General features: G+C 66.5%; 31 protein-coding genes. All 31 read right to left on the bottom strand.

The genetic code is table 11. The features are described 5' to 3' along the window. Positions 1-175 precede the first annotated feature (175 nt). The 31 genes from rpsK to fusA all read right to left on the bottom strand — a co-directional run bounded on the left by rpsK (position 176) and on the right by fusA (position 20,534). On the bottom strand, positions 176-580 hold the full coding sequence (gene rpsK / locus VXC91_RS16495) for a 30S ribosomal protein S11 (RefSeq protein ID WP_003956432.1): 405 nt from the start codon (positions 578-580) through the stop codon (positions 176-178). A 65-nt stretch (positions 581-645) separates the two neighbouring features. Continuing rightward, positions 646-1,026, bottom strand: coding sequence for a 30S ribosomal protein S13 (gene rpsM / locus VXC91_RS16490; protein WP_329508006.1), 381 nt, complete (start codon positions 1,024-1,026; stop codon positions 646-648). Positions 1,027-1,214: 188 nt separating this feature from the next. Beyond that, a complete protein-coding gene (rpmJ, locus tag VXC91_RS16485) occupies positions 1,215-1,328 on the bottom strand; it encodes a 50S ribosomal protein L36 (RefSeq protein ID WP_003998809.1) in 114 nt (37 codons plus the stop codon). Positions 1,329-1,388: 60 nt separating this feature from the next. Beyond that, positions 1,389-1,610, bottom strand: coding sequence for a translation initiation factor IF-1 (infA, locus tag VXC91_RS16480; RefSeq protein ID WP_003948620.1), 222 nt, complete (start codon positions 1,608-1,610; stop codon positions 1,389-1,391). A 174-nt stretch (positions 1,611-1,784) separates the two neighbouring features. Further along, positions 1,785-2,621 carry a type I methionyl aminopeptidase gene (gene map / locus VXC91_RS16475; protein ID WP_329508005.1) on the bottom strand — a complete coding sequence of 279 codons (837 nt, stop codon included), beginning with the start codon at positions 2,619-2,621 and terminating at the stop codon, positions 1,785-1,787. 133 nt (positions 2,622-2,754) lie between these two features. Then, positions 2,755-3,417 (bottom strand): adenylate kinase, encoded by a 663-nt coding sequence (locus VXC91_RS16470; protein ID WP_329508004.1) that lies wholly within the window; start codon positions 3,415-3,417, stop codon positions 2,755-2,757. Further along, positions 3,417-4,730, bottom strand: coding sequence for a preprotein translocase subunit SecY (gene secY / locus VXC91_RS16465; protein ID WP_329508003.1), 1,314 nt, complete (start codon positions 4,728-4,730; stop codon positions 3,417-3,419). The genes VXC91_RS16470 and secY overlap by 1 nt, the downstream gene beginning before the upstream one ends. A gap of 241 nt (positions 4,731-4,971) precedes the next feature. Further along, positions 4,972-5,427, bottom strand: coding sequence for a 50S ribosomal protein L15 (rplO, locus tag VXC91_RS16460; RefSeq protein ID WP_030233862.1), 456 nt, complete (start codon positions 5,425-5,427; stop codon positions 4,972-4,974). Positions 5,428-5,429: 2 nt separating this feature from the next. After that, a complete protein-coding gene (gene rpmD / locus VXC91_RS16455) occupies positions 5,430-5,612 on the bottom strand; it encodes a 50S ribosomal protein L30 (protein WP_030174559.1) in 183 nt (60 codons plus the stop codon). Next, a complete protein-coding gene (rpsE, locus tag VXC91_RS16450; protein ID WP_015658456.1) occupies positions 5,612-6,217 on the bottom strand; it encodes a 30S ribosomal protein S5 in 606 nt (201 codons plus the stop codon). The genes rpmD and rpsE overlap by 1 nt, the downstream gene beginning before the upstream one ends. Before the next feature lie 40 nt (positions 6,218-6,257). Further along, the gene (rplR, locus tag VXC91_RS16445) at positions 6,258-6,641 is read right to left on the bottom strand and encodes a 50S ribosomal protein L18 (RefSeq protein ID WP_030174556.1); all 384 of its coding nucleotides are present in this window, start codon (positions 6,639-6,641) and stop codon (positions 6,258-6,260) included. Positions 6,642-6,644: 3 nt separating this feature from the next. Continuing rightward, positions 6,645-7,184: a 50S ribosomal protein L6 gene (gene rplF / locus VXC91_RS16440; RefSeq protein WP_329508002.1), complete on the bottom strand. Its 540-nt coding sequence runs from the start codon at positions 7,182-7,184 to the stop codon at positions 6,645-6,647. A 24-nt stretch (positions 7,185-7,208) separates the two neighbouring features. After that, positions 7,209-7,607: a 30S ribosomal protein S8 gene (gene rpsH / locus VXC91_RS16435; RefSeq protein ID WP_030046382.1), complete on the bottom strand. Its 399-nt coding sequence runs from the start codon at positions 7,605-7,607 to the stop codon at positions 7,209-7,211. A 209-nt stretch (positions 7,608-7,816) separates the two neighbouring features. Then, positions 7,817-8,002, bottom strand: a complete 186-nt coding sequence (locus VXC91_RS16430) for a type Z 30S ribosomal protein S14 (protein WP_003956452.1) — start codon at positions 8,000-8,002, stop codon at positions 7,817-7,819. Between the two features lie 5 nt (positions 8,003-8,007). After that, positions 8,008-8,565 (bottom strand): 50S ribosomal protein L5, encoded by a 558-nt coding sequence (gene rplE, locus VXC91_RS16425; protein ID WP_016434630.1) that lies wholly within the window; start codon positions 8,563-8,565, stop codon positions 8,008-8,010. Next, positions 8,565-8,888, bottom strand: coding sequence for a 50S ribosomal protein L24 (gene rplX / locus VXC91_RS16420; RefSeq protein WP_059127179.1), 324 nt, complete (start codon positions 8,886-8,888; stop codon positions 8,565-8,567). Before rplX ends, rplE begins: the two co-directional genes overlap by 1 nt. A 2-nt stretch (positions 8,889-8,890) precedes the next feature. Beyond that, a complete protein-coding gene (gene rplN, locus VXC91_RS16415) occupies positions 8,891-9,259 on the bottom strand; it encodes a 50S ribosomal protein L14 (RefSeq protein ID WP_003998823.1) in 369 nt (122 codons plus the stop codon). 186 nt (positions 9,260-9,445) lie between these two features. Beyond that, a complete protein-coding gene (gene rpsQ, locus VXC91_RS16410; RefSeq protein WP_004984524.1) occupies positions 9,446-9,730 on the bottom strand; it encodes a 30S ribosomal protein S17 in 285 nt (94 codons plus the stop codon). After that, positions 9,730-9,954 (bottom strand): 50S ribosomal protein L29, encoded by a 225-nt coding sequence (rpmC, locus tag VXC91_RS16405; protein ID WP_018564811.1) that lies wholly within the window; start codon positions 9,952-9,954, stop codon positions 9,730-9,732. Before rpmC ends, rpsQ begins: the two co-directional genes overlap by 1 nt. Further along, positions 9,954-10,373, bottom strand: coding sequence for a 50S ribosomal protein L16 (gene rplP, locus VXC91_RS16400; RefSeq protein ID WP_329508001.1), 420 nt, complete (start codon positions 10,371-10,373; stop codon positions 9,954-9,956). Before rplP ends, rpmC begins: the two co-directional genes overlap by 1 nt. A 5-nt stretch (positions 10,374-10,378) precedes the next feature. Then, positions 10,379-11,200, bottom strand: coding sequence for a 30S ribosomal protein S3 (gene rpsC / locus VXC91_RS16395; protein WP_329508000.1), 822 nt, complete (start codon positions 11,198-11,200; stop codon positions 10,379-10,381). Continuing rightward, positions 11,200-11,547 carry a 50S ribosomal protein L22 gene (gene rplV / locus VXC91_RS16390; RefSeq protein ID WP_019329637.1) on the bottom strand — a complete coding sequence of 116 codons (348 nt, stop codon included), beginning with the start codon at positions 11,545-11,547 and terminating at the stop codon, positions 11,200-11,202. Before rplV ends, rpsC begins: the two co-directional genes overlap by 1 nt. A 43-nt stretch (positions 11,548-11,590) precedes the next feature. Further along, positions 11,591-11,872, bottom strand: coding sequence for a 30S ribosomal protein S19 (gene rpsS / locus VXC91_RS16385; protein WP_108954814.1), 282 nt, complete (start codon positions 11,870-11,872; stop codon positions 11,591-11,593). A gap of 12 nt (positions 11,873-11,884) precedes the next feature. Then, positions 11,885-12,721, bottom strand: coding sequence for a 50S ribosomal protein L2 (rplB, locus tag VXC91_RS16380; protein WP_234513438.1), 837 nt, complete (start codon positions 12,719-12,721; stop codon positions 11,885-11,887). A gap of 40 nt (positions 12,722-12,761) precedes the next feature. Then, positions 12,762-13,181 (bottom strand): 50S ribosomal protein L23, encoded by a 420-nt coding sequence (rplW, locus tag VXC91_RS16375; RefSeq protein ID WP_329507999.1) that lies wholly within the window; start codon positions 13,179-13,181, stop codon positions 12,762-12,764. After that, the gene (rplD, locus tag VXC91_RS16370) at positions 13,181-13,837 is read right to left on the bottom strand and encodes a 50S ribosomal protein L4 (protein ID WP_329507998.1); all 657 of its coding nucleotides are present in this window, start codon (positions 13,835-13,837) and stop codon (positions 13,181-13,183) included. The genes rplW and rplD overlap by 1 nt, the downstream gene beginning before the upstream one ends. Positions 13,838-13,845: 8 nt before the next feature. After that, positions 13,846-14,490 carry a 50S ribosomal protein L3 gene (gene rplC, locus VXC91_RS16365; RefSeq protein ID WP_329507997.1) on the bottom strand — a complete coding sequence of 215 codons (645 nt, stop codon included), beginning with the start codon at positions 14,488-14,490 and terminating at the stop codon, positions 13,846-13,848. A gap of 16 nt (positions 14,491-14,506) precedes the next feature. Further along, positions 14,507-14,815 carry a 30S ribosomal protein S10 gene (gene rpsJ, locus VXC91_RS16360; protein ID WP_003948644.1) on the bottom strand — a complete coding sequence of 103 codons (309 nt, stop codon included), beginning with the start codon at positions 14,813-14,815 and terminating at the stop codon, positions 14,507-14,509. A gap of 524 nt (positions 14,816-15,339) precedes the next feature. Further along, positions 15,340-16,605 carry an alpha/beta hydrolase family protein gene (locus VXC91_RS16355; protein WP_329507996.1) on the bottom strand — a complete coding sequence of 422 codons (1,266 nt, stop codon included), beginning with the start codon at positions 16,603-16,605 and terminating at the stop codon, positions 15,340-15,342. Between the two features lie 466 nt (positions 16,606-17,071). Further along, positions 17,072-18,265, bottom strand: a complete 1,194-nt coding sequence (tuf, locus tag VXC91_RS16350; RefSeq protein WP_329507995.1) for an elongation factor Tu — start codon at positions 18,263-18,265, stop codon at positions 17,072-17,074. A 142-nt stretch (positions 18,266-18,407) separates the two neighbouring features. Further along, positions 18,408-20,534, bottom strand: coding sequence for an elongation factor G (gene fusA / locus VXC91_RS16345; RefSeq protein WP_329507994.1), 2,127 nt, complete (start codon positions 20,532-20,534; stop codon positions 18,408-18,410). Positions 20,535-20,563: the final 29 nt, after the last annotated feature.

Below are 20,563 nucleotides of genomic sequence, written 5' to 3'. Positions count from 1 at the left end.
ACGAGGGACGCTGAGCGATCAGCATGTGTGGATCAGATCCTTCAGTCGTGGGCGCCCGCTATATGACGTCCGACGGGGCCGCACCCGGGAGGGTGCGGGTACTGCAAGGGTACGGGCGGTACGACCCGAAGGGGCCGTACCGCCCGAAACCGCTGTCCTGCGAAGCGGCCGTGCGTCAGACGCGGCGGCGCTTCGGCGGACGGCAGCCGTTGTGCGGGGTCGGGGTGACGTCCTGGATGGAGCCGACCTCGAGGCCCGTGGCCTGCAGGGAGCGGATCGCCGTCTCACGGCCGGAACCCGGGCCCTTGACGAACACGTCGACCTTGCGCATGCCGTGCTCCTGGGCGCGGCGGGCGGCCGACTCGGCGGCCATCTGCGCGGCGAACGGCGTGGACTTCCGGGAGCCCTTGAAGCCGACGTGGCCGGCGGAGGCCCAGGAGATCACGTTGCCGGACGGGTCGGTGATCGAAACGATGGTGTTGTTGAACGTGCTCTTGATGTGCGCGTGACCGTGAGCGACGTTCTTCTTTTCCTTGCGGCGCACCTTCTTGGCAGCGCCCTGACGTCCCTTGGGGGGCATCTACTAACTCCTACGGGAGGTGGTCGGTCCTACAGCGAAGACCGTGGACAGGTGTCCGCTGCGGACTACTTCTTGCCCGGCTTCTTCTTGCCGGCGATGGCGCGACGCGGGCCCTTGCGGGTGCGGGCGTTGGTGCTGGTGCGCTGACCGCGGACGGGCAGACCGCGGCGGTGCCGCAGACCCTGGTAGGTGCCGATCTCGACCTTGCGGCGGATATCGGCCTGGATCTCACGACGGAGGTCACCCTCGGTCCTGATGTTGTTGTCGACGTACTCGCGGATCGCGACCAGCTGCTCTTCGCTCAGGTCACGAACGCGGGTGTTCGGGTCGACGCCGGTCGCAGCCAGCGTCTCCTTCGAGAGGGTCCGGCCGATGCCGAACACGTAGGTCAGGGCGACCTCCACGCGCTTTTCGCGCGGGATGTCAACACCGGAAACGCGTGCCATTCAATGGCTCCAGTTGATCTTCGGAGGTCTTCCGCAGAACCGGCTCCCAGCCGCCGTACGAGGTACGAACCGGGTCCCCGGCCTCCGAACCGGGGGTATCGGAACCGATCGGTTCCGGGCTCTGCGTATGAACATATTCAGCTTGCGTCGCGCGAAGTTCTGCGGATGCAGAGGGTTGCGGTCCTGCGTCAGCCCTGGCGCTGCTTGTGGCGCGGGTTCTCGCAGATGACCATGACCCGGCCGTGACGGCGGATCACCCTGCACTTGTCGCAGATCTTCTTGACGCTCGGCTTGACCTTCATGGGATGTGAGGTTCTCCGGGTCAGTGCCACCACCCCGTGGAGACGGGGCACCGGCAAGATCTACTTGTAGCGGTAGACGATCCGGCCACGCGTCAGGTCGTACGGAGAAAGCTCCACCACGACCCGGTCGTCAGGGAGGATGCGGATGTAGTGCATGCGCATCTTGCCGCTGATGTGTGCCAGGACCTGGTGGCCGTTCTGGAGCTCGACCTTGAACATGGCGTTCGGAAGAGACTCGACGACAGTGCCCTCGATCTCGATGGCACCTTGCTTCTTGGCCACGCTTCGCCCTTCGAATCGACTACCTTGATCGGCTCCGCGTCCCGCATGCGGACATGCGGATGCACCAGAGCCGACGAGTCAGTCTACGTCAGGCCCCTCGGAAAGACGAATCGCGGAAGTCTGCCCCATGCCGGAGCCCATCATGCGGGCGGAGCCCCTCCCGGACACCGTCCTTCAGGCGAGCGGGTCCGGCGCGGCCGTCACGCCGTACTCGGCGAGCTTGGCCCTGCCGCCGTCGAGGGCCGTCAGCACCAGCGGACCCCGCTCGGTCAGGGCGACGGAGTGCTCCCAGTGCGAGGACCAGGTGCCGTCGGTGGTGATGACGGTCCAGTCGTCCTCGAGGACGTCCGTCTTCGGGGTACCCAACGACACCATCGGCTCGATGGCGAGGCAGAACCCGGGGACCAGCCTGGGGCCCTTGCCCCGACGGCGGTCCACGTAGTTCAGCAGGTGCGGGTCCATGTGCATCTCGGTGCCGATGCCGTGCCCGCCGTAGTCCTCGATGATCCCGTACTTGCCGCCGCCCGGCTTCGGCTGCCGGCGGATGTAGGTCTCGACGGCACGCGAGACGTCGACGAGCCGGTTGCCCTGCTTCATGGCCGCGATCCCGGCCCACATGGACTCCTCGGTCACACGGGAGAGCTCGATCAGCTCCGGAGCGTGACCGGACCCCACGAACGCCGTGAAGGCCGCGTCGCCGTGCCAGCCGTCGACGATGGCGCCGGCGTCGATGGAGATGATGTCGCCGTCCTTGAGTACGACCTTCTCGGACGGGATGCCGTGGACGACGACCTCGTTCACGGAGGTGCAGATGGTCGCGGGGAAACCGCCGTACCCCAGGAAGTTCGGCTTGGCTCCGTGCTCCGCGAGGACCTTGCGAGCGACGTCGTCCAGGTCCTTCGTCGTGGCGCCCGGCACGGCCGCCTCGCGCGTGGCCGCGTGCACGGCGGCGACGACCAGCCCCGCCTCACGCATCTTGGCGATCTGCTCGGGGGTCTTGATCTGCACCATGACGACTGCGGCCTTTCTGGACCGGAGAGAATACGGACGTCTTCAACGATACGGGTGGGGCGGACCGCCCATCGCCGCTCACAGCTCGGCCGCGGCTCCCGGAGGGAACCGCGGCCGTGTGCCTCGGAAGCGACTACTTGGCGCCGTCCTTCTGCTGGAGCGCCTCCATCGCGCGCTGGGTGACCTCTTCCACCTTGCCGAGCGCGGAGATCGTGACCACCAGGCCCTGCGACTTGTAGTAGTCGATGATCGGCTCGGTCTGCGTGTGGTAGACCTCCAGCCGCTTGCGGACGGTCTCCTCGGAGTCGTCGTCGCGCTGGTACAGCTCGCCGTCGCAGATGTCGCAGACGCCTTCCTGCTTGGCCGGCTTGTACGACACGTGGAAGACGTGCGCCGAGTCGTTGCGGCAGACACGACGGCCCGCGATGCGCTTGACGACCTCCTCCTCGGGCACCTCGAGATCGAGGACCGCGTCCAGCTTCATGCCCTCGGTCCTGAGCATCTCGTCCAGCGCCTCGGCCTGCTTCACGTTGCGCGGGAAGCCGTCCAGCAGGAAGCCGTTCTTCGCGTCGGGCTGCTCCATGCGGTCCTTGGCCATCGCGATCGTGACCTCGTCCGGGACCAGATCACCACGGTCCATATAGGACTTCGCCAGTTTGCCCAGGTCCGTCTGCCGGCTGATGTTGGCGCGGAACAGGTCGCCCGTGGAGATGTGCGGGATCGACAGGTTCTTGGCCAGGAACGCGGCCTGCGTTCCCTTGCCGGCGCCGGGCGGCCCGACGAGGACGATTCGCATCAGCGGAGGAACCCTTCGTAATTGCGCTGCTGGAGCTGGCTCTCGATCTGCTTCACCGTCTCAAGACCGACACCCACGATGATCAGGATGCTGGTTCCGCCGAACGGGAAGTTCTGGCTCGCCCCGAAGCCGACCAACGCCACTGTCGGTACGAGAGCAATCAGACCCAGGTACAGCGATCCCGGCCAGGTGATGCGGTTGAGCACGTACGAGAGGTACTCAGCCGTGGGCCGACCGGCCCGGATGCCCGGGATGAAGCCACCATACTTCTTCATGTTGTCCGCGACTTCCTCGGGGTTGAACGAGATGGCCACGTAGAAGAACGCGAAGAAAACGATGAGCAAGAAGTACATGGTGATGTAAATCGGGTGGTCGCCCTTGGTCAGGTTCTGCTGGATCCAGGCTTTCCACCCGGAATCGCCCCCGCTGAACTGAGCGATCAGGGCCGGGATGTAGAGCAGCGACGACGCGAAGATGACGGGGATCACGCCCGCCTGGTTCACCTTCAGCGGGATGTAGGTCGACGTCCCGCCGTAGGACCGGCGGCCGATCATGCGTTTCGCGTACTGGACCGGGATGCGCCGCTGCGCCTGCTCGACGAAGACCACCAGGCCGACCATGACGAGGCCGACGAGGATGACCGTGCCGAACTCGATCCAGCCGCCGGCCAGCGAGCCCTGCTTCTTGATCGCCCACAGCGCCGACGGGAAGGTCGCGGCGATCGAGATGAACATCAGGATCGACATGCCGTTGCCGATGCCGCGGTCGGTGATCAGCTCACCGAGCCACATGACGACGGCCGTACCGGCGGTCATGCAGACGACCATCGTGATGGTGGTGAAGATCGACTGGTCCGGGACGATCGAGGTCGCCACCGGGCAGCCCGAGAACAGTGCGCCGCTGCGCGCGGTCGCCACCAGGCCGGTGCCCTGGAGGATCGCGAGGGCCACCGTCAGATAACGGGTGTACTGCGTGACCTTCGCCGTGCCCGCCTGGCCCTCCTTCTTCAGGGCCTCCAGGCGCGGGATGACCACGGTCAGCAGCTGGAGAATGATGCTCGCCGTGATGTACGGCATGATGCCCAGCGCGAAGATCGTGATCTGCAGCAGCGCACCACCGCTGAACATGTTGACCAGTCCGAACAGGCCCTGGTTGCCCTTGGCAACGTCGATACACGTCTGGACGCTCTTGTAGTCGACGCCCGGGATCGGAATGTGCGTACCGACCCGGTACACCACGATGATGCCGAGCGTGAAGAGCAGCTTCTTGCGCAGGTCGGGCGTCCTGAACGCCCGGGCGAACGCGGTGAGCACGGTGCCTCCTGCGACCCCCGCGCATCTGCGTCAAGGGTGACGGTCTTGAGATTCCGACTGAACAACGACATGGGTAACGGCCGACTGCCGCCCTGAGTGCCCGAACCGCAGCACCCCGTGAAAGTTGGCAGTGCAGGCCACCTTACCGGCGAGACTGCCCCCTTGGAACGACCAACCGGGGATACCCCATGTGGGATATCCCCGGTCGGGATCGTTCAGGTCATCGAGACGCCCGAGAATCTCAGACGAGCTCGGTGACGGTACCGCCGGCGGCGGTGATCTTCTCCTTGGCGGAGCCGGAGACGGCGTCGACCGTCACCTGCAGTGCCACGGAGACCTCGCCCTGGCCGAGGACCTTGACGAGCGCGTTCTTGCGAACCGCACCCTTGGCCACCAGACCCTCGACAGTGACCTCGCCACCCTCGGGGTAGAGAGCGGCCAGCTTGTCGAGGTTCACGACCTGGTACTCGGTCTTGAACGGGTTCTTGAAGCCCTTCAGCTTCGGGAGGCGCATGTGCAGCGGCATCTGGCCACCCTCGAAGCGCTCCGGAACCTGGTAGCGGGCCTTCGTGCCCTTGGTGCCACGACCGGCCGTCTTACCCTTCGACGCCTCACCACGACCGACACGGGTCTTGGCGGTCTTGGCGCCCGGGGCGGGACGGAGGTTGTGGATCTTGAGCGGGTTCTGCTCCGCCATGATCAGTCGACCTCCTCGACCGTCACGAGGTGGCGGACGGTGTGCACCATGCCGCGGAACTCGGGGCGGTCCTCCTTGACGACCACGTCACCCAGGCGCTTGAGGCCCAGGGAACGCAGGGTGTCGCGGTGGTTCTGCTTGCTGCCGATGTAGGACTTGACCTGCGTGATCTTGAGCTGAGCCATCACGCACCCGCCCCGGCACGCGCACGCAGCAGAGCCGCGGGAGCGACGTCCTCGAGGGGCAGACCACGGCGGGCCGCAACCTCCTCGGGACGCTGCAGACCCTTCAGGGCCTCCACGGTCGCGTGCACGATGTTGATGGCGTTGTCGGAGCCGAGCGACTTCGACAGGATGTCGTGGATACCGGCGCACTCGAGCACGGCACGCACCGGACCACCGGCGATAACACCGGTACCGGGAGAAGCGGGCTTGAGCAGCACGACGCCGGCAGCCTTCTCACCCTGGATCGGGTGCGGGATGGTGCCCTGGATCCGGGGGACCTTGAAGAAGTGCTTCTTGGCCTCCTCTACGCCCTTGGCGATGGCGGCCGGCACCTCCTTGGCCTTGCCGTATCCGACACCCACGGTGCCGTCACCGTCGCCCACCACGACCAGCGCGGTGAAGCTGAAGCGACGACCACCCTTCACAACCTTGGCGACACGGTTGATCGCGACGACGCGCTCAACGTACGCGGTCTTCTCGGCGGCAGCTGCGCCGCCGTCACGGCCCTTCCGGTCCCGCCGCTCGCCGCCACCGGCACCGCCACCGCGGCGCTGGGGTCCAGCCATTGGATTTACCTCTCTCTTTTCCGCTAGCTACGGAACCGGCTCAGAACTTGAGCCCGGCTTCGCGGGCGGCGTCCGCCAGGGCGGCGATACGCCCGGCGTACTGGTTGCCACCACGGTCGAACACGACAGCCTCGACACCGGCGGCCTTGGCACGCTCGGCGACCAGGGCGCCGACCTGCTTGGCCTGCGCGGACTTGTCGCCCTCGCCACCGCGGATCGAGGTGTCCAGCGTGGACGCCGATGCCAGGGTGTGGCCCTTGAGGTCGTCGATCACCTGCGCCACGATGTGACGGTTGGAGCGGGTCACGACCAGACGGGGACGCTCCGCCGTACCGGCGATCCGCTTGCGGATCCGGATGTGACGGCGCTTGATCGCGGCGCGCTTGTAGGCGTCGCCCTTGAGGATCTTCTGCCCGTATGCCATGGCTTACTTACCCGCCTTTCCGACCTTGCGGCGGATGACTTCGCCCTCGTACTTGACGCCCTTGGCCTTGTACGGGTCGGGCTTGCGCAGCTTGCGGATGTTGGCCGCAACCTCGCCGACCTTCTGCTTGTCGATGCCCTCGACCTGGAAGCGGGTCGGGGTCTCCACCTTGAAGGTGATGCCCTCGGGCGCCTCGACGGTGATCGGGTGGCTGTAGCCGAGCGCGAACTCGAGGTTCGAGCCCTTGGCGGTCACGCGGTAACCGACACCGCTGATCTCGAGCCGCTTCACGTAACCCTGGGTCACGCCGGTGATCATGTTCGCCACCAGCGTGCGGGACAGGCCGTGCAGGGCCTTGTTCTGACGCTCGTCGTTGGGGCGGGTCACCCGAAGGGTCCCGTCCTCGTTCTTGACGATCTCGATCGGCGCGACGACGGTGTGGGTCAGCGTGCCCTTGGGGCCCTTGACCGAGACCGTGTTGCCGTCGATGGTGACGTCCACGCCGGCGGGAACCGCGATGGGGAGCTTGCCGATGCGCGACATAGCTGTTTCCTCCGTTCCCTTCCGTTACCAGACGTAGGCGAGGACTTCTCCGCCTACGCCCTTCTTGCCGGCCTGCTTGTCGGTGAGGAGCCCGTGGGACGTGGAGATGATCGCCACGCCGAGGCCGCCGAGCACCTTCGGCAGGTTGGTGGACTTCGCGTAAACCCGCAGACCGGGCTTGGAGATCCGCTTGATGCCCGCGATGGAGCGCTCACGGTTGGGGCCGAACTTCAGCTCCAGGACGAGGTTCTTGCCGACCTCGGCGTCCTCGACGCGCCAGCCCGTGATGAAGCCCTCCTGCTGGAGGATCTCCGCGATGTGCGACTTGATCTTCGATGCCGGCATCGTCACGGAGTCGTGGTATGCCGAGTTCGCGTTCCGCAGACGCGTAAGCATGTCTGCGATCGGATCAGTCATGGTCATGAATTGGCCTTCGGCCTCTCTCGCCGGGGTTTCCTGGTGCGCCATCCCTCTCCCCGATCCGAGACGGGACGGGTGCGGCGCGGTGGACCTACGGCGTAGTAAGTCGTACGGGCGGCAGACGCCCAACCCCACCAGCCTAATGCATGTGAGGTGGGCCGCCTGCCGACCCAGATGCTTACCGAGAGCCCTGCATCAACCCAATAGGGCTGTTACCAGGAGCTCTTGGTCACGCCCGGCAGCTCGCCACGGTGAGCCATCTCACGAAGGCACACGCGGCACAGGCCGAACTTGCGGTACACGGAGTGCGGACGACCGCAGCGCTGGCAGCGGGTGTACGCGCGCACACCGAACTTGGGCTTACGAGCAGCCTTCGCGATCAGAGCCTTCTTCGCCATCTCGCTCACGCCTCCTTGAACGGGAAGCCGAGGTGACGAAGGAGCGCGCGGCCCTCAGCGTCGTTGGTCGCCGTGGTGACCACGGTGATGTCCATACCCCGGACGCGGTCGATCTTGTCCTGGTCGATCTCGTGGAACATGACCTGCTCCGTGAGACCGAAGGTGTAGTTGCCACGGCCGTCGAACTGCTTGGGGGACAGACCGCGGAAGTCGCGGATGCGCGGCAGCGCGAGCGACAGGGTGCGGTCCAGGAACTCCCACATGCGGTCGCCACGGAGCGTGACGTGGGCACCGATCGGCTGGCCCTCGCGCAGCTTGAACTGCGCGATGGACTTGCGGGCCTTGGTGACGGCCGGCTTCTGACCGGTGATCGTGGTGAGGTCGCGGATGGCGCCCTCGATCAGCTTGGAGTCGCGGGCGGCGTCGCCCACACCCATGTTGACCACGATCTTGACGAGGCCGGGGATCTGCATGACGTTCTCGTACTTGAACTCGTCACGCAGCTTGCCCGCGATCTCCTCGCGGTACTTCTGCTTCAGACGCGGAGTGGTGGTGGTAGCCATCAGATGTCCTCACCCGTCCGCTTGGCAACGCGGATCTTGTTGCCGTTCTCGTCGAAGCGGTAGCCGACACGCGTGACGACCTTGTTGCCGTCCTTCTCCACGACCAGCTGAACGTTGGACACGTGGATCGGGGCCTCGGTGGTCACGATGCCGCCGGCCTGCGAACCGCTGGCGGTCGGCCCGGCCTTGGTGTGCTTCTTGACCCGGTTGACACCCTCGACCAGGACACGCTCGTCGCGCGGGTAAGCGGCAATGACCTTGCCCTGCTTGCCCTTGTCCTTGCCGGTGATGACCTGGACCAGGTCGCCCTTCTTGATCTTCATGCTTACAGCACCTCCGGCGCGAGCGAGATGATCTTCATGAACTTCTTCTCGCGCAGCTCACGGCCGACCGGGCCGAAGATGCGGGTGCCGCGAGGGTCGCCGTCGTTCTTCAGAATGACGGCGGCGTTCTCGTCGAAGCGGATGTACGAGCCGTCCGGACGGCGGCGCTCCTTGACGGTGCGAACGATGACCGCCTTGACGACGTCACCCTTCTTCACGTTGCCACCGGGGATCGCGTCCTTGACGGTGGCGACGATGACGTCACCGATGCCCGCGTAGCGGCGACCGGAGCCACCGAGCACACGGATGCAAAGGATCTCCTTCGCACCAGTGTTGTCGGCGACGCGCAGTCGCGACTCCTGCTGGATCACGTCTATCTCCTGATCGTCTGCCGGTTCCCTCCGGGAGTTGGTCCGGAGAGCCTGGCGGAACTGTCCTGCGGGTGAACCCCGCAGGAATTACTTACGCCTCTGCAGGCGAGAACCCACGCCGGGGGCCGGGCACCTGACGGTACGGCCCCCAGCGGTGGTCAGCCGGGGCTGTGCAGCCCCCGCTTGTTACTTCGCCTTCTCGAGGATCTCGACGACGCGCCAGCGCTTGGTCGCGGACAGCGGCCGGGTCTCCATCAGGAGGACACGGTCGCCGACGCCCGCGGCGTTCTGCTCGTCGTGCGCCTTGAGCTTGTTCGTACGGCGGATGACCTTGCCGTACAGCGCGTGCTTGACGCGGTCCTCGACGGCGACGACGACGGTCTTGTCCATCTTGTCGCTGACGACGAGACCCTCACGGGTCTTGCGGAAGCCGCGCGCCTCAGTGTTCTCAGTCACGTTGTTCTCGCTCATCAGGCGTTCTCCACCGTTTCGATGCCCAGCTCACGCTCGCGCATCAGGGTGTAGATCCGCGCGATGTCCTTGCGGACCGCCTTGAGACGGCCGTGGTTCTCGAGCTGGCCCGTCGCCGCCTGGAAGCGGAGGTTGAACAGCTCTTCCTTGGCCTCGCGGAGCTTGCCCAGAAGCTCCTCGTTGCCCAGCTCGCGCAGCTCGGACGCCTTGGTACCGGCCGACATCACGCTTCACCTGCCTCGCGCTTGACGATCCGGCACTTCATCGGCAGCTTGTGGGCCGCACGAAGCAGCGCCTCACGGGCGATCTTCTCGTTGGGGTACGACAGCTCGAACATCACGCGTCCGGGCTTGACGTTGGCGATCCACCACTCCGGAGAACCCTTACCGGAACCCATGCGGGTCTCGGCAGGCTTCTTGGTGAGCGGGCGGTCCGGGTAGATGTTGATCCAGACCTTGCCACCACGCTTGATGTGACGCGTCATGGCGATACGAGCGGCCTCGATCTGACGGTTCGTCACGTATGCCGGGGTCAGCGCCTGGATGCCGTACTCGCCGAACGCAACCGTCGTGCCACCCTTGGCAGCGCCGTCGCGCTTCGGGTGGTGCTGCTTGCGGTGCTTGACCCTACGGGGGATCAGCATGTCGGTCAGGCCTCCGTTCCGGTGCTCTCAGCCGGAGCGGACGCGGGAGCCTCGGCCTTGGGGGCCTCGGCGCCGGCAGCCTGCTGCGGCTTGCGACCGCGCCGCTCGCCACCGCGGCCACCACGGGCCGGGCGGTCGGCGCCACCGCGGGCCGGGCGGTTACCCGCACGGGCGGCAGCGTTCTCGGCGCGGACCTCGGCGATGTTCTTGACGTCGCCCTTGTAGATCCAGACCTTCACACCGATGCGGCCGAAGGTCGTCTTGGCCTCGAAGAAGCCGTAGTCCACGTTCGCGCGGAGCGTGTGCAGGGGCACACGGCCCTCGCGGTAGAACTCCGAGCGGGACATCTCGGCGCCGCCGAGGCGGCCACCGCACTGGATCTTGATGCCCTTGGCGCCCGCCTTCATCGCCGACTGCATGCTCTTGCGCATGGCGCGGCGGAAGGAGACGCGGGAGGAGAGCTGCTCGGCAACGGCCTGGGCCACCAGCTGAGCGTCGGTCTCGGGGTTCTTGACCTCGAGGATGTTCAGCTGGACCTGCTTGCCCGTGAGCTTCTCGAGGTCGCCGCGGATGCGGTCGGCCTCGGCGCCACGGCGGCCAATGACGATGCCCGGACGCGCGGTGTGGATGTCCACACGGACGCGGTCACGGGTGCGCTCGATCTCCACCTTGGAGATGCCGGCGCGCTCCATGCCGGACGTCATCATCCGACGGATGGAGACGTCTTCCTTGACGTAGTCCTTGTACAGCTTGTCGGCGTACCAGCGCGACTTGAAGTCGGTGGTGACACCGAGCCGGAACCCGTGCGGGTTTACCTTCTGGCCCATTACCGGGTTCCTTCCTTGCTGCTGACGACCACGGTGATGTGGCTGGTCCGCTTGCGGATCCGGTAGGCACGGCCCTGGGCACGCGGACGGAACCGCTTCAGGGTCGGGCCCTCGTCGACGTACGCCTCGGAGATGTAGAGGCTGTCGGCGTCGGTGTGATCGTAGTTGTGCGCGGCGTTGGCGATGGCGCTGTCGAGCACCTTGCCGACCGGCACGGAGGCTGCCTGCGGAGCGAATCGCAGAACAGCCTGGGCCTCCGTGGCGTCCATGCCACGGATGAGGTCCACCACGCGGCGGGCCTTCATGGGCGTGACGCGGATGTACCGCGCCTGGGCCCTGGCTTCCATGGTTGTCCCTTCAGTTACTTACGTGTCTGAATGCGATCCGCTACTAGCGGCGCTTCGACTTCCGGTCGTCCTTGACGTGGCCCCGGAAGGTGCGGGTCGGCGAGAACTCGCCGAGCTTGTGGCCGACCATCGACTCGGTGACGAACACCGGGATGTGGGTCTTGCCGTTGTGCACCGCGATCGTGTGGCCGAGCATGGCCGGGACGATCATCGAGCGGCGGGACCAGGTCTTGATGACGTTCTTGGTGCCGGCTTCGTTCTGGACATCCACCTTCTTCATCAGGTGGTCGTCGACGAAGGGCCCCTTCTTGAGACTGCGCGGCATCTAAACCCGCTCCTAGCGCTTCTTGTTCGTCTTGCGGCGGCGGACGATGTACTTGTTGCTCGCCTTCTTGGCGGAACGAGTACGGCCTTCCTTCTGACCCCACGGGGACACCGGGTGGCGACCACCGGAGGTACGGCCCTCACCACCACCGTGCGGGTGGTCGACAGGGTTCATGACCACACCACGCACGGTCGGGCGGACGCCCAGCCAGCGCTTGCGGCCGGCCTTGCCCCAGTTGATGTTCGACTGCTCGGCGTTGCCGACCTCACCGACGGTGGCGCGGCAGCGGACGTCGACCAGGCGGATCTCACCGGACGGCATGCGCAGGTGGGCGTAGGCGCCCTCCTTCGCGAGCAGCTGCACCGAGGCACCGGCCGAGCGGGCGAACTTCGCGCCGCCGCCCGGACGCAGCTCGATGGCGTGCAGGGTCGTACCGACCGGGATGTTGCGCAGGGCCAGGTTGTTGCCCGGCTTGATGTCGGCCCCGGGACCGTTCTCGACGCGGTCGCCCTGCGACAGGCCACGCGGCGCGAGGATGTAGCGCTTCTCGCCGTCCGCGTAGTGCAGCAGCGCGATGCGCGCGGTGCGGTTGGGGTCGTACTCGATGTGCGCGACCTTCGCCGGCACGCCGTCCTTGTCGTGACGACGGAAGTCGATCACGCGGTAGGCGCGCTTGTGTCCGCCACCCTGGTGGCGAACGGTCACACGACCGGCGTTGTTACGGCCGCCCTTGCTGTGCAGCGGGCGGACCAGCGACTTCTCCGGCGTGGACCGCGTGACCTCGACGAAGTCGGCGACGCTGGCGCCACGACGGCCCGGCGTAGTCGGCTTGTACTTGCGGATTCCCATTTCTCAGTCCTCGTCCGATATCGGACGATCCGGACCGCCCTTAGGCGGTCGGACCGCCGAAGATGTCGATACGGTCGCCCTCGGCGAGGGTCACGATCGCGCGCTTGGTGGCGGCACGCTGGCCGAAGCCCGTGCGGGTCCGCTTGCGCTTGCCCTGGCGGTTGATCGTGTTGACCCCGGTGACCTTGACCGAGAAGACCGACTGGACGGCCTCCTTGATCTGGGTCTTGTTGGCGCTCGGGGCAACGATGAACGTGTACTTGTTCTCGTCGAGGAGCGCGTAGCTCTTCTCCGACACGACCGGCTTCAGCAGGACGTCACGGGGGTCCGTGTACGCCTTGCTCGCCGGGGTGACGACGGTGTTCTTGCCCTCGGCAGCGTGGCGACGCGCCTTGGCGACGCGGGCGGCCTTGGCGGCCTTGGCGGCCTTCGAGGCAATGGCGGGGTGACGGATAGCCATCAGGCCTCGCTCCCTTCGGTGTCAGTGGCCTTCGGGCCGGACACGAAGGACTCGAAAGCGGCCTGGGTGAAGACCACGTCGTCGGAGACGATCACGTCGTACGTGTTCAGCTGGCCCGGCTCCAGGATGTGGACCTGGGGCAGGTTGCGGGCGGACAGCCACGCGGCCTCGTCGGCGCGCTCGACGACCAGGAGCAGGTTCTTGCGCTCCGAGATCTTGCCGAACAGCGTCTTGGCGGCCTTGGTGGAGGGGGTCTCGCCCTCGATCACGCCGGTGACGACGTGGATGCGGTTGTGGCGGGCCCGGTCGGTGAGGGCGTGACGCAGAGCGGCAGCCTTCATCTTCTTCGGGGTCCGCTGCGAGTAGTCACGCGGCACGGGACCGTGCACGACGCCACCACCGGCGAACTGCGGCGCGCGGGTCGAACCCTGACGGGCGCGGCCGGTGCCCTTCTGGCGGTACGGCTTCCTGCCACCACCACGGACCTCGGCACGGGTCTTGGTCTTGTGCGTGCCCTGGCGGGCAGCCGCGTTCTGCGCGACGACGACCTGGTGGATCAGCGGAATGCTGACCTTCTCCACGCCGAAGATCTCCGCGGGGAGTTCGACGCTACCGGCCTTCTCGCCGGCAGGCGAAAGGATGTCAACAGTGCTCATCGGTTACCTCAGGCCCCCTTGGCCGCGGTGCGGACCAGGACGAGGCCGCCGTTCGGACCGGGAACCGCGCCCTTGATGAGCAGCAGACCCTTCTCCGCGTCAACGGCGTGGACGGTCAGGTTCTGGGTGGTGACGCGCTCGTTGCCCATGCGACCCGCCATGCGGACGCCCTTGAACACACGGCCCGGGGTGGCGCAGCCACCGATCGAACCGGGCGAGCGGTGCTTGCGCTGAACGCCGTGACCGGCGCCGAGGCCCTTGAAGTTGTGACGCTTCATGACACCGGCGAAGCCCTTGCCCTTGCTCTTGCCGGTGACGTCGACCTTCTGGCCGGCCTCGAAGACCTCAGCGGTGACTTCCTGGCCGAGGGTGTACTCGGAGGCGTCCGACGTGCGGATCTCGACGAGGTGACGACGCGGGGTGACGTCCGCCTTGGCGAAGTGGCCCTTGAGAGGCTTGTTCACCTTGCGCGGGTCGATCTCGCCGAAAGCGATCTGGACGGACTCGTAGCCGTCAGCGTCGTTCGTACGAACCTGGGTCACGACATTCGGCCCGGCCTTGACGACGGTCACGGGAACAACACGGTTGTTCTCGTCCCAGACCTGCGTCATGCCGAGCTTCTCGCCCAGGATGCCCTTGATCTGCTTAGCCATTCTCAGATCACCGGCCTCAGAGCTTGATCTCGATGTCGACGCCGGCCGGGAGGTCGAGTCGCATCAGAGAGTCAACGGTCTTGGGGGTCGGGTCGAGGATGTCGATCAGGCGCTTGTGGGTGCGCATCTCGAAGTGCTCGCGCGAGTCCTTGTACTTGTGCGGCGACTTGATGACGCAGTACACGTTCTTCTCAGTGGGCAGCGGCACCGGGCCCGCGACCGACGCACCGGTACGGGTCACCGTCTCGACGATCTTCTTCGCCGAGGAGTCGATGACCTCGTGGTCGTAGGCCTTGAGCCGGATGCGGATCTTCTGTCCCGCCATGGCTACTTCGTAGTCCTGTCTTTTTTACGCTCCGGAACCCGGTGTTCCAGCCTTCTCCTCCGACCCACGCGGTCGGGCGTGTCGCGCTCCCGCTGACACAGATGTCCCTTGTTCGAACATCCCTGCTCGGGGAACACGGCCCTTCCGGAACCGTGGGACCGGGGGCGAAGGGGCCCACCGGGCGCCTGGCCGGTGTCGCGCCCACACTTCCCGGAAGATTCCCGTACGTCCGCCCCAGCGCTGCCGTGAGGCAGTTAGGGCGACGAGTACTGTGGGACTCGCTTCCGGTCCTCCCGGCGGGAGGCGCGCAGCATCAACACTCGACCGAGCAACTCCGACAGTCTGCCATAGTGGGCGGGGGGCTGGCCAATCGAGCCGTAGAGAGTACCCCGGCGGAATCGCGCACGAAACGCACCGCCCCGGTGTCCGCCTCCGGCGATCCGGCGTTCTCGCCCGTCCGCCGCCCCCGCCGGGTGCTGTGGGATCCGGGCAGGCGGCCACTGTGGCGACGCCCTCCGGGCGCTCTACACCGTCCTCTGCAGCCAGTCGAAGACCACCTCGCAGTGCTGCTGCGGAGCCATCGGCGAGCAGTGCAGCTGCGCGCCGGTCGCGGCGGTGAGCCTCACATACTCCTTGGGAGCGGTCAGCGCGTCGAACATCTGGCCCGCCTGCCCCGGGTAGAACTGCTCGAACTCGTAGTCGAGGACCAGGGTGGGCACCTTGATGCGGCTCACGACGTTCGTCACGGCCAGCGACTGGATCAGCTTGGCCGGGGTGTAGAAGTCGGTGAAGAGCTTGCCCTGACGGGCGGCGAGCATCGCCTGCACGGAGAACGGCTCGAAGCGCTTCTTCAGCATCGCCGCTTCGGTGCGGGACAGCTTCGGGGCCACCTCCTTGTTCCAGACGTTGTTGGTCTCGTCCTTGTTCGCGGTGAGGACCTCCCGGATCTCCTTGGGGAAGCCCAGCCACGGCTCCAGGCAGCCGGGCATGGTCACCAGGGCCGCGATGCGTTCCTCGAAGGCCGCCGCACGGGCGGCCAGGTCGCCGGCCATGCTGAGCCCGGCGACGGCGATCTTGTCGCCGTTGACGTCGGACCGGGAGACCAGCCAGTCGACGAGGGGCGAGACCACATGCTCCCAGCTGGGGGTGAAGACCACCCGGTTCAAGAAGAGCATCTGCCCCTGTCCGGGCCCGTCGTACACGAGAGCGTTCCAGCCCCGGTCCAGGGCGGTGCGGACCCCGTAGGTCCACATGTCGACGTTCTGCCCGTCGCTGCCGTTGGTGAGGATCACGGTGGGACGGGGCTGTCCCGACGCGTCCGGCCGGAAGAACCACACGGGCAGCGGGGTGCTCCCGTACGTGACGTTGTCCGTCACGGGAGCCGCGTCGGACAGCCTGCAGAACGTGTCCCAGGCGCCGCGTCCCGCCTGGTACAGCCCCTCCTCGCTGCCGGGGTCGTCGGAGTCGAGGACGTAGAACAACGCCTGCGCGTAGTACTGCGCGGCACGCAGCGCGCGGAAGCGCATGGTCGACGCGTCGGTTCTGCCGTCCTCGGGCTCCTTCATCAGCCGGTCTCCGAGCCTTCTGAAGGTCCGCACATACGTCTGCGCCGAGAGGCCGGCCTTGTTGATCGCGTTGACGGCGGTGAGCACCTCTCCCGCGTCGGCGCTGCCCTGACCGGATCCGCCGAGCGCCCGGAGCCCGTCGAAGTTGAACCCGGAGTCGTCGAACAGCATCATCACGCCGGGGGCAGGGCCGACCTTCGGAGCGGAGGCCGGACTCGTGCGCACAGGAGCCGGCTTCGGCGCGCGCCTCGGGGCCGTGCATCCGGCGACCACCGCCGCCCCGGCCGCACCGACGATCCCGGCGAGGGTGCTACGCCGACTGGGACCAGGCATCTGATCAGCCACTACGCTCTTCATGCCTACCGAAAATATGAGCAGCACCCGTCCCGTCGGAGCACGACACCCGCCGTTCCCTCGAACGGCCCGGCCCGCGTAACTCCGGTGCCGGAACCGGCCGATCCGCCACGTAGGCCGAGGGAACGCGGCCCACGCCCCCGACCGAGTGGCCGCACACGCGTACCCGCCTGCCGCGGTACCCGGCGCAGGGGCCCGCACGCTGCGGACCCCGGGCGCGAAAGCCCCTCCCCACAGCGCCAGTTGTCCGCCGACCGCGGACACGACGAAGAGGCCCGAACGACCGAAGTCGTACGGGCCTCTTCAGGTCAGCGGGTGACCCTCAAGCAAGCGGAACTTACTTGACGATCTTGGTGACCTGGCCGGCGCCCACGGTCCGACCACCCTCGCGAATGGCGAACTTGAGGCCCTCCTCCATGGCGACGGGCTGGATGAGGTCCACCTTCATCTCGGTGTTGTCACCCGGCATGACCATCTCGGTGCCCTCGGGGAGGGTCACGACGCCGGTCACGTCCGTCGTACGGAAGTAGAACTGCGGACGGTAGTTGTTGAAGAACGGCGTGTGGCGGCCACCCTCGTCCTTGGAGAGGATGTAGGCCTGCGCCTCGAACTCGGTGTGCGGGGTGACCGAGCCCGGCTTGATGATGACCTGGCCGCGCTCGACGTCCTCACGCTTGATGCCGCGGAGCAGCAGACCGACGTTCTCACCGGCCTGGCCCTCGTCGAGCAGCTTGCGGAACATCTCGATGCCGGTGACCGTGGTGGAGGTCTTCTCCGGCTTGATGCCGATGATGTCCACGGTCTCGTTGACCTTGAGGATACCGCGCTCGATACGACCGGTGACGACGGTGCCACGACCGGTGATCGTGAAGACGTCCTCGATCGGCATCAGGAACGGCTTGTCGACGTCGCGCTCCGGCTCCGGAATGGACTCGTCGACGGCCTTCATCAGGTTGAGGACCGACTCGGTCCACTTCGCGTCGCCCTCGAGCGCCTTCAGAGCGGAGACCTGGACGACCGGAACGTCGTCACCCGGGAACTCGTAGTCGGTGAGGAGCTCACGGACCTCGAGCTCGACGAGCTCCAGGATCTCCTCGTCGTCCACCATGTCGGCCTTGTTCAGGGCGACGACGATGTACGGAACGCCGACCTGGCGGGCCAGGAGCACGTGCTCCTTGGTCTGCGGCATCGGGCCGTCGGTGGCCGCGACCACCAGGATCGCGCCGTCCATCTGCGCGGCACCGGTGATCATGTTCTTGATGTAGTCCGCGTGACCCGGGCAGTCAACGTGGGCGTAGTGACGCGACTCGGTCTGGTACTCGACGTGCGCGATGGAGATGGTGATACCGCGCTGGCGCTCCTCGGGCGCCTTGTCGATGTTGTCGAACGGGGTGGCCTCGTTCAGGTCCGGGTACGCGTCGTGCAGCACCTTGGTAATGGCGGCCGTGAGGGTCGTCTTACCGTGGTCGATGTGACCGATGGTGCCGATGTTGACGTGCGGCTTAGTCCGCTCGAACTTCGCCTTCGCCACTGGGGTCCTCCTGTGGAGTGGTTCTGTACGCCTTACTCATCGGCGCCAGGTGATCTTTGCTGGGGTGCCGCCCGCCGGGGTTCTTCGCGGAGAAGGACCCCCGGCGGTCGGTGTCAAGCCTAAAGCGTGTAAACGGGGTGCGTTACTCGCCCTTGGCCTTCGCGATGATCTCCTCGGCGACGTTCCGCGGAACCTCGGCGTAGGAGTCGAACTGCATCGAGTAGCTCGCGCGACCCGACGTCTTGCTGCGGAGGTCGCCGACGTAGCCGAACATCTCCGACAGCGGAACCAGGCCCTTCACGACACGGGCGCCGGCACGCTCCTCCATGGCCTGGATCTGGCCACGGCGGGAGTTGATGTCGCCGATGACCTCGCCCATGTAGTCCTCGGGCGTGGTGACCTCGACGGCCATCATCGGCTCGAGCAGCACGGGGCTGGCCTTGCGCGCGGCCTCCTTGAAGGCCTGCGAGCCGGCGATCTTGAAGGCGAGCTCGGAGGAGTCCACCTCGTGGTAGCCACCGTCGATCAGCGTGACGCGCACGCCGGTCATCTCGTAGCCGGCGAGGATGCCGAACTGCATGGCCTCCTGCGCACCGGCGTCGACCGAAGGGATGTACTCCTTCGGGATACGACCACCGGTCACCTTGTTCACGAACTCGTACGAGGCGTCGCCGCCCTCGATGGGCTCGATCGCGATCTGGACCTTGGCGAACTGACCGGTGCCACCGGTCTGCTTCTTGTGCGTGTAGTCCACGCGCTCGACGGCCTTGCGGATCGTCTCGCGGTACGCGACCTGCGGCTTGCCGACGTTGGCCTCGACCTTGAACTCACGGCGCATACGGTCGACCAGCACCTCGAGGTGCAGTTCGCCCATACCGCCGATGATGGTCTGGCCGGTCTCCTCGTCCGAGTGGACCTGGAAGGACGGGTCCTCCTCGGCCAGGCGCTGGATCGCGACACCCAGCTTCTCCTGGTCGCCCTTCGACTTGGGCTCGATGGCGACCTGGATGACCGGAGCCGGGAAGTCCATGGACTCCAGGATGACCGGGTTCTTGTCGTCGGACAGCGTCTCACCGGTGGTGGTCTGCTTCAGGCCCATGACGGCGACGATGTCGCCGGCGCCCACCGACTCGATCTCCTCACGCTTGTTGGCGTGCATGCGGTAGATCTTGCCGATGCGCTCCTTCTTGCCCTTGACGGAGTTCAGCACCGCGGTGCCGGACTCCAGGCGGCCCGAGTAGACCCGGACGAAGGTGAGCTTGCCGAGGTGCGGGTCGCTCATGATCTTGAACGCCAGCGCGGACAGCGGCTCCGCGTCGGACGGCTTGCGCTTCACGACCTCCTCCGGGTCGTTGACGGCGTGGCCCTCGATGGCCTCGACGTCGAGCGGGGAGGGAAGGTAGCGCACGACCGCGTCGAGCAGGGGCTGGACGCCCTTGTTCTTGAACGCGGTACCGCAGAACACCGGGGTGACCGTGGTGTCCTTGGACTTGCCGGAGGCGATGGTGATACGACGGATCGCGGCGTACAGCTGCTCCTCGGAGGGCTCCTCGCCCTCCAGGTACAGCTCCATGATCTCCTCGTCGTTCTCGGCGACGGTCTCGACCAGCTTGCCGCGCCACTCCTCGGCCGCCTCGGTGTGCGTGGCCGGGATGTCGACGACGTCGTACATCTCACCCTTGGTGGCCTCGGCAGACCACACGAGCGCCTTCATGCGGACCAGGTCCACGACGCCCTTGAAGTCGGCCTCGGCACCGATCGGCAGCTGCATGACCAGCGGCAGCGCGCCCAGACGGTCGGAGATCATGTCGACGCAGCGGTGGAACTCGGCACCAGTGCGGTCGAGCTTGTTGACGAAGCAGATACGCGGAACGCCGTAGCGGTCCGCCTGACGCCACACCGTCTCGGACTGAGGCTCCACGCCGGCGACGCCGTCGAACACCGTCACGGCACCGTCGAGCACGCGCAGGGAGCGCTCCACCTCGACCGTGAAGTCGACGTGGCCCGGGGTGTCGATGATGTTGATGGTGTGGTCGACGTCTTCCAGCGGCCAGTGACAGGTGGTGGCAGCCGAGGTGATCGTGATGCCACGCTCCTGCTCCTGCTCCATCCAGTCCATGGTGGCAGCGCCGTCGTGGACCTCACCGATCTTGTACGAAACGCCGGTGTAGAACAGGATCCGCTCGGTGGTGGTCGTCTTGCCCGCGTCGATGTGGGCCATGATCCCGATGTTGCGGACCTTGGCCAGGTCAAGTGAAGTGGTAGCCATGAGGCTTCAGTCTTCTCTCGCTTCTCGAT

Origin of the sequence: Streptomyces chiangmaiensis, from assembly GCF_036281785.1 — a bacterium.
GTDB lineage: Bacteria > Actinomycetota > Actinomycetes > Streptomycetales > Streptomycetaceae > Streptomyces > Streptomyces chiangmaiensis.
The sequence above is the reverse complement of the archived record's forward strand: the minus strand, read 5'-3'. Positions and strand labels throughout refer to the sequence as shown.